Consider the following 12,223-nt stretch of genomic DNA (forward strand, 5'->3'; position numbering starts at 1 on the left):
TTGTGGCTACGCCTTATGCTTTGCGCACGCGTGAGCCATCAATTTCAGCTGATGCCGATCAGATTGAATACTCAGCTATTCGCGGGGTATCTTCTGTTTTTGATGATGCCGCCTTCGATGAAATTGTCTCAGGGGAGCTAGACGACCATGCTGAGATTGTGGCGAGCTCCTATGGTGATAGGGCGGCGTGGCATCAACGCGACTTAGTGCAGGAAGAGCTTGTTGGCGGTGCAGCGGAAGAGATACAGCGCAGAAAAGAAATTATGGGGGATTTTTACCCGTTTAGGGTGGTCGGCAATCAGATTGTCTATGAAGAAAGTGCAAGCTATTTCTATGAGTTCTGTCTTACCATAACAATGGCTCCCACCATAGTAAAAAAGCCTTACACGGCACTGCCGAGAACTTTCGAGAGATCCGTAAGTCATCTGGTAGCTGCGTATTTCGGAAGTTTCGCTAAAAATATTCACGTGGGCTGGCCCCGGACACCAAAGTCGAGATTTAAAGAGGCCCTTGCTTCCATGCAGCTGGGGTCTCATGAGTGGGTGTGGGGTCCAGAGCCTGGCTTGGATGAAGACCCTCCTTACACGGTGACCAAAGATGAGACTGTGGACTTCATAGTTACGGCCAACATGCTGGACTCAAGACCTGGACATCTCTACGTTATTGGGCAATGTGCGTGCGGGAATGACTGGGATACCAAGCTCAACGAGCCTAATCTTGATCAAATACGTAAATGGTTCAATCCGGCTTGGCTTGTTCCACCTGTCAAAGCTTTTACTACCCCATTTGTTTTAGGGAACGAGACGCTCAGGGAAACTTCCCGGAGAGGGGGGTTGCTTGTTTTCGATAGGATTAGGTTGTCTCTAGTTGCTGAGAAGCTGGTTAAAGATGGCGATCTGGATGAACTGAAGGATAGTCTGCTAAAAATTGTCGGCTTGATTCCAAATAGTGTTTAATGATCACCAAATTTCAGGCAAAGCTTTTGCGACGGCTTCGAAAAGAGGTGGGGGCACGGCATTTCCGATGACTTTGTATCGAGAATGCATGCCGAAAGTTTCAGGGAACTTCATGTCCGCGGCAAAGCCCTGTAATAGTGCCGCTTCCCGGTAGCTGAACCGTCGGGCGGGTAAGTCAGATGAAAATTCAAACTTGTCGGGTCCGAGGCGCCGTAGCTCCGGACTGCATGGATGCAGTGGCATGTGTCGTGAACGGCTCACAATGGTCTTCGACAATTCGTCCCATCCTCGCCGGCGGTTCCTCGACATGTAGTACCAGTGGAAGGGTTCGGTGTTGAACTCTCCTTCAGGCCACTCGGGCAGTCCGGCGAGTGCTTTACGAATCGTGGTATAGCTTTCGTTCGTGCCAGGGCCGTGAGTTGCATCAGGGAACTGATACCTGACGCCAAGATCGCTTCGAATTCCTACAATTATGATTCGCCTGCGCTCTTGTGCGACACCAAAGTCGGCGGCGTTCATTAATTTCCAATCCACGCGGTATCGTGCTTGTCGAAAGTTTCGCAGCTGATGATTAAACAGGGACTTGTTGTCGCTACGTATTAGCCCTGAAACGTTCTCGACAATGAACGCCTTAGGCCGGATGGTTCTGAGCGCGCGACCAAACTCTTCAAACAAATAATTGATGTCGCGACCTGATTCGCGTGCGCCGCCCTGACTGTACCCTTGGCACGGATAGCATCCGACCAGTAGGTCAGCCGCGGGAAAGCTTTTAACATCTTCGATACTGCAGAGCTTGTAATCAGTCTCGGGTAGATTAGCTTTGTAAACATCAGCTGCATAAGCAAGAATGTCATTAGCCATCAACACCTCGAATCCAGCGGCTACGAGACCCGTGTCAGATCCTCCACAGCCAGTAAAAAGGGAGACAGCCGTGCGCATAGTTGGTGCGTTCTCAATAGTGGGGTCACGAGGCGTGGGAAATGTCAAGCCTTGTGAGGTGGGTATATTAAATTATTCCCTGCTCGGAAGGAAGTTGACAGGTCTGAATGAGTCGACGGTCTGCACAGGCCAGCCCGCTAAAGCATAGGCCTTAGGGGTCTCATGCCCAGAGTGAATCGGTAAGCTAGCCCAGCTAGCTGATCACCCGCGCCAAGTAGGAAGCCACTTGGAGGTCGCAGGAAGCCGGGATGGCGCCGGGGACCGCGAACACTCGCGGACGATTTCGGAAATCGAACACGCGGTACAAGTGGTAAGCCTCAGAATCCACCTCAGAGCGCGCTACCTCGTTCCGGGTGACGTAGAACGGGGTCAGCTGGCCGAACGTGGTGGTCTTAACTTCTATCAGGCGCTCACGGCCGTCAGGCTCGAACGAAAGAACGTCATAGCCCAGCCCGTCGCCTTGGGTACGGGCCACGTGTTCTACGCGATTGGCAAGGCTCTTCTTGCCTAGATCATGGAGCCGTCGGGCTTCGATTTCGACAGTGAAAAGCTCCCCGGCTTGACCAAGAGAGCGGTTACGCGCTTCCTGCGCGAGGTAGTCGCGTTTAGCGGGGGAGAAGTTGGGCTTGTAGTCGGGTGGGTCCTGCCTAAGCCGTGCCACTTTCGGTCTCGGTACCCAGATGCTCATGTGGTCTTCCACTTCCACACTCGCAGCAGGACGTATTACAGCCGCCTCAACGGCCGTGTGGATATCAGGGTTCTGTGCGAGCTGCTCTTCAACGACCTCGAGCAGCATCGCTTGGTAGTTGGCCCGCGGCTTATAGCCATCAATGTACGGATAGCCGAGTTCAACCATCACTGCGCTGATGTTGGCGTGCTTGAACTCCACCGACTGCCGACTGCGTCCACTCAGCAGGCGCATGAGGGCATTGGCATGTGCGGTCTTGCTGTACCGCTGGCCGTTGAGCTCTAGCGTCAACATTCTGAGGTGGTCGGCCACGCAGGCTTCAACTTCCTCACGACTCCAGTGCGTTCCAGTTGCCATGTGCTCCCCCTGATCCGAACGGGTCCAGGTTAGCGCGTTGGGGCTCTGACTGGAATCGCAGCCGATGCGACCCACGGTTCTTAGTGTGGGTTGCCGAACTGCAAGGAGGAACGCAATGAGCGGCGGCACCAGCATCTTTGAATACATGTACCGCGATGGCGGCAACTTCAAGACCTTTGGCCAGCTGAGGTTGACGGGCTGGGACGAGCAGGCGGACGCCAAGGTCCGGCTTTGCCTTGAGGTCGATGGTCAGTTCGTCGCCGAGCAGGTCGGTGTGCCGTCGCTTTGCATGGAGCATTGGGAGGCGGTGGAAGACGGTCCTTCCGATCTGGACCATGCGTTCCATGAGTTTGTCTGCTTGAGGCAGCCGAAGGACGCTGACAGCGACCTGCCGGTGTGGGGCAGCTTGGACACCATGTTGGCTCGGATGCAGGGGGCAGCACAGCGGTGGGATGTGCGGTTGTCGCCCAACTGCGATCTGTAGCAGGCTTGCCGGACGTCCGTATGACGCTCCGTCCGGCCGACTTATGTTGGCTAGAATCGGTCCAGTGCCACACGGATATCGTTGGTTTGCTCATGTTCGAGCAGATAGGGGCTGCACATGGATGAAAATGAAGGCCGTCGGGATTGGGGCAACGTCCGGTTTCGCCGGGACCGCCATCGCCGCAGCCCCTTGGGTGAAGTTGACCCAGCGCAAACGCGGTTTGTAACCGGTCTTGTAGTCTTCATCGCAGTGGCCCTGATCTACCCGTGGTACTCGTACCAGGTTCAATCCCATCTGGTGTCGCGTGAACTTGATGTTCCCGTTGAACAGCTAGTCACCGAGATGGAGGCGGCGTATGAAGAAGTGGCATCAGAAATCGCCAGGCGTGAACAAGCCGCCTCGGAGCAATCCCAATCGCGCCGCCAGAACCCATCGCGCCAGCGGGTCGCTGGGGTCCGGGTAATGGGTGTTACCGATGGGCGTAACGGGCCAGTGGTGGTAGTAGATCTTGGGCGGGCGAGCATAGGTCAGGCGGCGGCCCAGATTTGCTCTCAAACGGAACGTTCCCTTGGCCGAAGGTTGGACGGCGTGCCAATCCGGCTGCAGCGTTACCGCGGCAGCCAGCCAGCCTTGGATGCAGGACAGATTCGATGCTGAAGAACTCGGGCGCCGAAATGCAGACGCTCAGCCGTAACTGCCAGCTTCAACCGGGCGAGCATGCCTTTATGCGGAGGCAGCGTCAGATGGATGTCATTCCAGATGATGTTCGCCGGCAACACCGGGCAGCGCAGCAGTCGATGCGGAACCGCGATGAGGGCCGGGAGGCTCGTCGCGAGCAGACACGGCGGATTCTGGAAGCGACAACTCCGGAGATGTGAGGTCTGGATGGCAAAGCATAAGGGGATAGAATAATGTATTCGTGCATGTTTAACCGGAGCTATCCATGGCAATCACCTCGCAGGACATCGTACCCTTCAACAAGGCCCGGGCCGACCTGACCCGGCTGGCCGAGGAGGTCCGGGCCGGCCACGAAAAGATCATCACCCGCAATGGCGAGAGCTACGTGGCGCTGGTGGATGCCAGAAAGCTGGACTACTACCACCGGTTGGAGCGCGAAAAGCTGGCGCGAGCCAACGCCCAGTTGGGCCTGCTGAACGATGTGGCCGCCGGCTTGCAGGGTATCCGCAAGGGCAACCCGGGCATCCCGATGGAAGAGGCCAGGGCGCGCTCGCAGACGCGGCTGGACGCGGCCAAAGCCGCACGCAAGACGGACGCTTGACGCATGCGAGTCGTCCTGGCTGCGGCGTACGAGAGAAGGCTGGACGAGGCGGTGGAGTACCTGCTCAGCGTTGGCGCGGACGCCGCAGCGCAGGAGCTGCTGGGCCAGGCCTATGACGTCTTGCCAGATTTATTGGTGCAGTCGCCGCGCATCGGGCGCGAGTTCATCGCACGTCATCCTGAAGCGCCCGAAGTGATCGCCGCATGGTCAACGGTACGCGAGCTGTTGGGCGATGACATCGAGCTGCGCGAGTACATCTTCGACGATTATCTGGCGTTGTATGCCATCCATCGGGACTGCATCCATCTGCTGACGCTGCGCCATCACCGTCAATACGGGTTCAACTTCAGCGAAGCGTGAGATCAAGCAGGCAGCGCAGGCAGGGGAGTCTGGGCTGCCCAAGGCTGTTGCAGACAGCGGGGGCTCAGTAGCCCCGCTGCTTCTCCACCCGCGCAACTGGGGCTGCATGCGACAATCCGTCCCCCTTTCAAACCGCACTGATGCCCTCGATGAAACTCCAGCTGTCGCTTGAATGGTTCCTCAACCCCGACCACCTGCCGCTGATCGCGGGGATCGAGCTTGGCTGGTACCGCGATGTGGGTCTGGACTTGGAGCTGCTGGTTCCGGATGACCATTACGACGGCTTGGCCGAGACGGTTGCGGGCAAGGTGGCCTTTGCCTGCAACGAGCCGCTGCACATGATCGATGCGCACCGCCCGGGCCTGAAGGCGCTGGGCTGCTTTTTCGAGACGGACGGCGGCATCCTGCTGCAGCGCGCAGCCGGCGAGCGCCTGCTGCGGGGCGAAGCGGTGCGGCTGGCGTCGCCGGTCGCGGGCGGGGTGACCGATGCGATCGCGGTGGAGATCCTGTCGCGCTGGTGCGCGGCCCGGGGCGCGGCGTTCGATCCCGCCCAGGTGCGGATCGAGGAGGCCGGTTTCGAACACCTGGCCAACCTGCGCGCCGGCTTCGACGGTGCCTGGCTGTGCTTCGCCAACTTCGAGGGCGTGGAGGCGAAACTGGCGGGGCTGGATGCGGACTTCATCACCACCGGAGAGGTGGGCCTGCACAACTTCTCGGCGCTGGAGCTGTTCACCTCCGCGGGCTTCCTGGCGCGGCACGGGGAGGTGGTGGAGACGGTGGTCGGGCTGGTCGGGCAGGGCGCCAGCTTGTGCCGCGATGATCCGGCGCAGGCCGCGGAGCTCTGGTACCGCTACAGCGGCACGCAGCCGACGGAACTGATGGACGCGATCATCGCCGACACCTGCCCGCGCCTGGTGGGTCCGGTGCGGCGCGAGGCTGCGCGCTGGCAGGGCATGTGGGAGCAGTTTGACCGGATGGGCCTGAGCCAGGTCGATCGCGAGGGCTACGCGGCGCTGTATTCCTGACCAAGCCGAACTCGTGCACCATCGCAACCGTAGTGCGCGGCGAACTCACCGCCTGATCTCGAACACCGCCGCCAAAGGTGTCCGCGAAGCTGCCGGCCTTCTCCCGCGCGTCAGCAACTGCGTGGGTGCCGGCCAGCGCGGCGGAAAAGGGAAGGGAAAGCGCTGACGAGTGGTCTGAGCGCAGGCCTGGCGGGACGCGGTTACTCCCCGGCTTGAAGCGCTCGGAAAACAATGGCTGAACGGGCTCAGAGCCTGTCACGCCTCATGTACAGAGGCCGTTTCACACTACCTGCTCCCCCAGTTGGAGCACCAGACATGAAGCCACTGATGACCCGCGTGCCGCTCGCGATTGCCTTGACGTCTGCACTGGCGTTTTCTGTGGGCTGCACAGACAACCGCGACGTGGATGACCGCACAGGCATGGAGACTCCCGCCGAGCGCGACGCGCAGCCGATGCCCTCCACCGGCGACGCGGCGCCCGGGACCCCCGCGGATCGGGACACGACCTTTGGCGAAGCCGTCGAGGATCGCACCACGGCTGACCGCATGGGCGATGGCCCGGATTCCGACCAGCCGGTCGATGACACCTGGATCACAACCAAGGTCAAGTCCTCGCTGCTTGCCGACTCCGACGTGTCCGGCCTGGATATCGAGGTCGAGACTGTTAACGGCGTCGTCACCCTTTCAGGACAGGTTGATGAGCAGATGCAGATCGATCGCGCAACGCAGATCGTGCGCGATATCGAGGGCGTAACCGACGTCCGTACAACGGCCCTGATCGTGGAAGCGGGCGGCAACGCCGACCGCTGAGACACGAGCTGGGTAGTCCTCAGTAGGGAACCGGCTAATCGCGCTCCAACCGCGCGAGGATTTTCGCGGCATGAAATACGCGATTCCTGCGTTGCTTCGGTTCTGTCAGGATAGCCTTCTGCTGCCAACATGACTGGCATAAGCAGGCGTCCGACGCGGCCGTTGCCGTCCACGAAGGGGTGGATGGTCCCGAACTGGGCGTGGGCGATGGCAATTTGCGCCACCGGCGAGAGCGTCCACTGCTCATCCTCCCGCGGCGTGTATTGAAGCATTGACGCTTCCAACTCCTCCATGCACGCATGAATCCTTGATGGGGGTGCGGGAACGAACGTACTTGTTTAACTCTATGAGGCTAGAGTTAAACAACAGCCTGCGCTGTTCAACCTTGCGGGTTCCAGGCATTGGCCCTGGAAGCTCAGGTTGGTGATGATCCAGCGCAGAAACCGCACCCCTCGAAGGCAAGCTCATGTCCCAACGCATCCTGGTGTTCTACGGCTCGTATCGTTCCGACCGCATGGGCATTCGCCTGGCCAACTATTGCGTGCGCACGCTTCAGGCGCGCGGCATCGACGCCGAGTTGATCGATGCCAGGGCGGTCGACCTGCCGATGCTGGACCGCATGTACAAGGAATATCCGGAGGGCAAGGCACCGGAGGCAATGGAAGCGCTGGCCGGCAAGATCCGCGGCGCCGATGGCTTCGTGTTCGTCACCGGCGAGTACAACTGGGGCATGCAGCCGGGCCTGAAGAACCTGACCGACCACTTCCTGGAGGAGTGGTTCTGGCGTCCCGCCGGTATCGTCAGCTATTCAGCCGGGCGCCTGGGCGGTGCGCGCGCGAATGCCGCCTGGCACGGCACCCTGTCGGAAATGGGCATGGTGGTGATCTCAAGCACGGTGGAAGTCGGACCGATTGCAAAGACCTTGGACGACCAGGGCCAACCTGTGGAAGCGGCGGGCAAATCGCTCGAACGCAGCTTTGCCCGCTTCGCGGATGACCTGACGTGGTGGGCCGAGGCCGCGCGTTTGCAGAAGGTGCGTCGGGCGCCACCGTATTGAGTTGTGAGGGAAACGGGCACCCCGAACATGTGTCCGCTGGCGGCGGTCCTTAGGGTTCGCCCCAGCTTTCGGGGCGCCCGGCCCGCGGATACCGTGGGGACAGCCCGCCCACGAGGTCTTTCGCGATGTCGATCACCCTTCATACCGGTGTCACCTCCCTGCTGTCCCCTCTGAACCTGCCGGCGAAAGCGCCCCCGGCGCTGCCCAGCGACCTGCAGAACAGTGGGCCCGTCTTTGACGCCGCCGCGCGGCTCGACGAGAAGTCCGATGCGGTCTTCGAGGCTGGCAATTACGCAGCAGGCGACACGGAGGCCTCGGGTAGCGATGCCGCGGCTTCGATGATCCACATGCAGCGCTGGGGTGGCGGCGACCAGGCAGCGCAGGCCCAGTTCTTCAACCAGCAGATCGAGGCCCACAAGGACGACCCGGAGTGGTTGGCCGAGTATTTCGGTGCGCTCGGGGAAGACCGGGTGGCTGACCTGATGCGGCTCTCGATCACTGCAACCGCGAATCCGTACGACCAGGGTGGCATGGTCATGAGCGGCAACGCCGATGCCCTCGGCTATTACCAGAACACCGTCGACAATCTGCGCACCGCACTGGAGACGCTGGAAAAGAACGGCAATCTCACCCAGGCGGACATGACCGCTCTGTACAAGAGCCTGGATCTCGACACCAGCGACGGCAACATGTTCGGGCCGACGCTGGTGTCCGATCTGTTCGCCAAGAGCTCCCCGGAGGTGCAGGAGCTGTTCTTCAACGCGGCGATGGCCGAGGGCAACGACAACTCCGTGGCGATCGCGTCGCACGTGCTGGCGAGCATGCCGGTGGATGACCAGGCGCGGATCCTCGGCAACATGGACCAGCAGGAACTCGACAGCTTCGTCGAAATGGCCATGAAGGGGCAGTTCGAAGCTCTCGATATACAGAAGTACTACGGCGACGGTGACACCCACAGCTTGGTGACCATTGGCGGGATGTCAGAAATCCTCGCCAATGCGAACGACGTGACGGTTTACTACCACGCGCAGGTGGCCGTTCCCGACTATCCGCCCCAGCTCCAGAAGGCCCTGTTCGACGCTACCGCAAGCGCGCTGACCAATCAGGATGTCTTCGACAAGTTCACCGATGACGTGCAGTTCAAGGAAGAACTCGCCGTGCTGGCCAGCAAGGAGCACGATGACTTCCTGGACAGGGCGTTGAATGCCGACGGTGGCCCGCATGGCGAGGACCTGGGCAGCACCACCCGTAACGAGTACTCCAAGGTGCTGGAGATGACGCTGTTCACGCCGCCGCTGCCCGACAGCGCCGAGGGCCTGTTGCGTCATATCGACGGCCGGTTCATGGAGATCGGCGACGACCTGGCGAACCTGGATGATGCCGCATTCGAGGACAAGTACGGCCGCAACCGGGGTGCCATGGCAGCTGCCTTCGGCCAGATGACCGGTGTGTTCTTCGAGGCGCTTGATTCGGGCCTGACCCGCGTCAAGGACGATGCGGACAAGGCTGCCGAGATCATGGACCCGCTGTTCAAGCTGATTGACTTCGGCGTCGGCAAGGGCCTGTCGAAGGCCGGCCCGATCGGGGCCGTCCTGTCAAAGGCGCTGGATATTTCCGGTGCCTCGGCCACGGTGAAGAACGACATCAAGGAGATGATCAGGAACGGGCACATCGCGGAGGCGATCCAGGAGATGAAGGATCACGGCGTGGACCTGTCGGAGCTGGGCGAGGAACTCTACGAACACATGAGCGATAACGTGCTGCCGAACCGGACCGAGCCCAACGGGACGTACCAGGGCCCGAACGGAGATGTCTCCATCAAGGACGCCTGGCAGAACGGCTATGACTTCGTCCAGGGCGCTCCGACGACCAATTGAGATACCAAGCGGGCTCGCCGGACGACCGTAGTTGGTCTGGCCGTTAGCCTTACGTAATCGGGGTGCGTACGGGCATTGGGCGGTGACTGCTTCAAGGCATATGCTGTCTGCTGCTGGAGTTGGACTTGCGCCATGACCACCCCCAATCACGCCAAGCTCGACCGCATCGTCGCCGAAGCCCGGCGCAGCGCCGACGAGCGCGCCAAGGGTTACCGCGAGCGCGCTCTGAAGATGTACCCGTGGATCTGCGGCCGCTGCGCGCGGGAGTTCACCCGGGCCAATCTGCGCGAGCTGACGGTCCACCACCGCAACCACAACCACGACGACAACCCGGCCGACGGCAGCAACTGGGAGCTGCTGTGCGTGTACTGCCACGACAACGAGCACTCGCGCCAGATTGATCACACCGGCGTGGGCGCCGGCAACGCAGAGGACGCGCCTGCCGCGTCAACATCCACGCCGTTTGCCGGCCTGGCGTCGCTGCTCAAACGGGACCCTTGATGCGCCCGGGTTCGCCGGCGACTTCAATCCGGGGGCGTTCCAGGAGGCAGTGGATGACGGACCAGCGTGGGATGACCGTGCGACCGATGCTTTTCTTGTTGATGCTGGCGGCCGGCGCCGGTGATGCGGCCGGGTTCAGCTGCAACGCATGTGATGTGAAGGCGAGCGAGGTGGAGCGCTGTCGGCGCATTGATCCGGCTGAATATTCGACGGGGATGCTGTTCAATCCGCCCGGGATGAAGACGACGTACAAGCGTTCCACCTGCCTGTACTCCCTGGCACGCGAGTACAGGGATGAATCACTCTGCGAGGAGGTCAGGGAGCGCAAGTCGCTGTTCTTCGATGGCTCCGCGATCACGCGCGAGAACTGCGAACAGCGCGTGCGCGAGGTGATGGCGGGCGATCCGGAGGTAGTCATTGCCGACGTCAAGCGGTTGGCCGACGTGCGGTGGTTCCGCAACGGGAACGGCAGGGATTTTGACGTGCACGTGAGAACATCCGGCTCCTATGCGCACAGGTATGAGCTGACGGTGCTGATGCTGGATAAGGCCGGCGCGCCCGGCCAGGTCCTTTGGCGCAATGAGTACGGTAGGCGGGCTGTAGACCAGCGGCTCCAGGTCCGGATCCCCGAGCCTGACATGGCCGCGGCGGCTGCCGCGCTTGGACTGCAGCCTCCTTACCGTTTCCGGGTCACCTTCGCGCTGGTTGAGCCGACCCTGGCGGAAGTGGAGCAGTTCGCGGCGATGTCGCCTGGGGAGAGGGAAAGCAGCGTGGAACAGGTGTTCGACCCGTACGCCCTGGCAAGCGCGCTGGAGAGGATCTACTCGATGATCTCCTCCGGCTGCCATCCCTCTTGCGGAATGGTATTCACCATCCACGGCACCCCGAACCGGTCCACCAGGGCGCCATAGCCGGGCGACCAGAAGGTCTCGGCGAAGGGCATCGCCTCGCGGCCCCCTTCGGCGAGCTGCTGGTACCAGCGCCGTGCTTGATCGATGTCATCGGTATGCAGGGTGACGTCGAAGCCGTTCTTGGGTTTTTCGATGTTGGGGGCCCATTCCAGGTCCATGTCGGCGCCCATCAGCGCCTGGTCGCCGACTTCCAGCCAGCAGTGCATCATCCAGTCCTTCATTTTCTCCGGCACTTCCATGTCCGACGGGCCTTCGCCGTAGGGGAACGCGGCGGTGATCTTTCCGCCCAGGACACGGGCGTAGAACTCGAACGCTTCCCGGCATTGGCCTTGGAAGCTCAGGCTGGTGACGATCTTCATGACGTAGCCCTCGTGGTTGCGTTGACGGGAGACAAGGTCTACCGCGCCGGCCGTTAGCTGCGCGTAATCGGGTTGCTAATGATCCGCCGCGGTGGGCTCCAGTTCCGTTCAGGCGCCGCCGCTTAAGGTCGACTTGTCCCTTTCCTGGAGCACGCCATGAAGACGCTGTTGATTGCAGGTGCGCTGGCGACCTTCGCCTTGTCCGGCAGCGCTTTTGCCGACGATCCTCGCAAAGAGATGCGCAAGGCACACGCGGAGGCGCAGCGCGAGTACGAGAAGGATCGCCGCGAAGCCATCCGCGAATACGAGAAGGATCGGCGCGAGTATGAAAAGGATCGTCGCAAGGCGATGCGGGAGGCGGCCAAGGACCGCCGTGAGGCCGAACGCGAGTGGCGCAAGGATGAGCGCAGGTACCGCCGTTGGGCGCGTGGCGAGTATGTTCCGCGCGAGTATCTGGCCGACCGCTACTACGTGCGCGATTACCAGTATTACGACCTGGCACCACCGCCGGAGGGGTACCAGTGGGTGCGTCCCTACCGGGAAGATGACACCTATTACCTCGTGCAGCTGGCGACGGGCCTGATCACGAGCATTTTGGACGACTGAGCGGACCCTGCCGG

General features: G+C 61.1%; 16 protein-coding genes and 1 pseudogene. 13 read left to right on the top strand and 4 right to left on the bottom strand.

The window, feature by feature from the left end:
• Positions 1-2 precede the first annotated feature (2 nt).
• A complete protein-coding gene (locus tag ACW7G2_RS00730) occupies positions 3-956 on the top strand; it encodes a hypothetical protein (protein WP_456971706.1) in 954 nt (317 codons plus the stop codon).
• Between the two features lie 3 nt (positions 957-959).
• On the opposite strand, the gene ACW7G2_RS00735 is transcribed toward ACW7G2_RS00730, so the two are convergent.
• Entirely contained in the window at positions 960-1,895 is a 936-nt protein-coding gene (locus ACW7G2_RS00735) for a DNA cytosine methyltransferase (protein ID WP_456971708.1), read from the bottom strand.
• 193 nt (positions 1,896-2,088) lie between these two features.
• Complete coding sequence (locus ACW7G2_RS00740; RefSeq protein ID WP_456971711.1) at positions 2,089-2,940, bottom strand: DUF3883 domain-containing protein; 852 nt, start codon at positions 2,938-2,940, stop codon at positions 2,089-2,091.
• A gap of 115 nt (positions 2,941-3,055) precedes the next feature.
• Between ACW7G2_RS00740 and ACW7G2_RS00745 the strand changes: the two genes are divergently transcribed.
• The 7 genes from ACW7G2_RS00745 to ACW7G2_RS00775 all read left to right on the top strand — a co-directional run bounded on the left by ACW7G2_RS00745 (position 3,056) and on the right by ACW7G2_RS00775 (position 6,898).
• Positions 3,056-3,424 (top strand): hypothetical protein, encoded by a 369-nt coding sequence (locus ACW7G2_RS00745; RefSeq protein ID WP_456971713.1) that lies wholly within the window; start codon positions 3,056-3,058, stop codon positions 3,422-3,424.
• Positions 3,425-3,541: 117 nt separating this feature from the next.
• The gene (locus ACW7G2_RS00750) at positions 3,542-4,081 is read left to right on the top strand and encodes a hypothetical protein (protein ID WP_456971715.1); all 540 of its coding nucleotides are present in this window, start codon (positions 3,542-3,544) and stop codon (positions 4,079-4,081) included.
• The gene (locus ACW7G2_RS00755) at positions 4,075-4,302 is read left to right on the top strand and encodes a hypothetical protein (protein WP_456971717.1); all 228 of its coding nucleotides are present in this window, start codon (positions 4,075-4,077) and stop codon (positions 4,300-4,302) included. Before ACW7G2_RS00750 ends, ACW7G2_RS00755 begins: the two co-directional genes overlap by 7 nt.
• Positions 4,303-4,367: 65 nt before the next feature.
• Complete coding sequence (locus tag ACW7G2_RS00760; RefSeq protein ID WP_456971719.1) at positions 4,368-4,703, top strand: type II toxin-antitoxin system prevent-host-death family antitoxin; 336 nt, start codon at positions 4,368-4,370, stop codon at positions 4,701-4,703.
• A gap of 3 nt (positions 4,704-4,706) precedes the next feature.
• The gene (locus ACW7G2_RS00765) at positions 4,707-5,063 is read left to right on the top strand and encodes a hypothetical protein (protein ID WP_456971721.1); all 357 of its coding nucleotides are present in this window, start codon (positions 4,707-4,709) and stop codon (positions 5,061-5,063) included.
• A gap of 149 nt (positions 5,064-5,212) precedes the next feature.
• Positions 5,213-6,088, top strand: a complete 876-nt coding sequence (locus tag ACW7G2_RS00770; RefSeq protein WP_456971723.1) for an ABC transporter substrate-binding protein — start codon at positions 5,213-5,215, stop codon at positions 6,086-6,088.
• Positions 6,089-6,403: 315 nt separating this feature from the next.
• On the top strand, positions 6,404-6,898 hold the full coding sequence (locus tag ACW7G2_RS00775; protein WP_456971725.1) for a BON domain-containing protein: 495 nt from the start codon (positions 6,404-6,406) through the stop codon (positions 6,896-6,898).
• Positions 6,899-7,035: 137 nt separating this feature from the next.
• Here the strand turns inward: ACW7G2_RS00775 and ACW7G2_RS00780 are convergent.
• A pseudogene (locus ACW7G2_RS00780) lies at positions 7,036-7,215 on the bottom strand (Fic family protein); the annotation flags it as partial.
• A 149-nt stretch (positions 7,216-7,364) separates the two neighbouring features.
• On the opposite strand from ACW7G2_RS00780, the gene ACW7G2_RS00785 reads away from it, so the two are divergent.
• The 4 genes from ACW7G2_RS00785 to ACW7G2_RS00800 all read left to right on the top strand — a co-directional run bounded on the left by ACW7G2_RS00785 (position 7,365) and on the right by ACW7G2_RS00800 (position 11,244).
• Entirely contained in the window at positions 7,365-7,955 is a 591-nt protein-coding gene (locus tag ACW7G2_RS00785; RefSeq protein WP_456971727.1) for an NADPH-dependent FMN reductase, read from the top strand.
• Between the two features lie 125 nt (positions 7,956-8,080).
• Positions 8,081-9,832 carry a hypothetical protein gene (locus ACW7G2_RS00790; RefSeq protein ID WP_456971729.1) on the top strand — a complete coding sequence of 584 codons (1,752 nt, stop codon included), beginning with the start codon at positions 8,081-8,083 and terminating at the stop codon, positions 9,830-9,832.
• 132 nt (positions 9,833-9,964) lie between these two features.
• Complete coding sequence (locus tag ACW7G2_RS00795; protein ID WP_456971731.1) at positions 9,965-10,333, top strand: YajD family HNH nuclease; 369 nt, start codon at positions 9,965-9,967, stop codon at positions 10,331-10,333.
• A gap of 101 nt (positions 10,334-10,434) precedes the next feature.
• A complete protein-coding gene (locus tag ACW7G2_RS00800) occupies positions 10,435-11,244 on the top strand; it encodes a hypothetical protein (protein WP_456971733.1) in 810 nt (269 codons plus the stop codon).
• Here the strand turns inward: ACW7G2_RS00800 and ACW7G2_RS00805 are convergent.
• The gene (locus tag ACW7G2_RS00805) at positions 11,154-11,603 is read right to left on the bottom strand and encodes a VOC family protein (RefSeq protein ID WP_456971735.1); all 450 of its coding nucleotides are present in this window, start codon (positions 11,601-11,603) and stop codon (positions 11,154-11,156) included. The two genes, ACW7G2_RS00800 and ACW7G2_RS00805, sit on opposite strands and share 91 nt — an antisense overlap.
• A gap of 156 nt (positions 11,604-11,759) precedes the next feature.
• Here ACW7G2_RS00805 and ACW7G2_RS00810 point away from each other — a divergent pair, with 156 nt between their 5' ends.
• Entirely contained in the window at positions 11,760-12,209 is a 450-nt protein-coding gene (locus tag ACW7G2_RS00810) for an RcnB family protein (RefSeq protein ID WP_456971737.1), read from the top strand.
• The last annotated feature ends 14 nt before the right edge of the window (positions 12,210-12,223 follow it).

Source organism: Luteimonas sp. A277, from assembly GCF_054052045.1.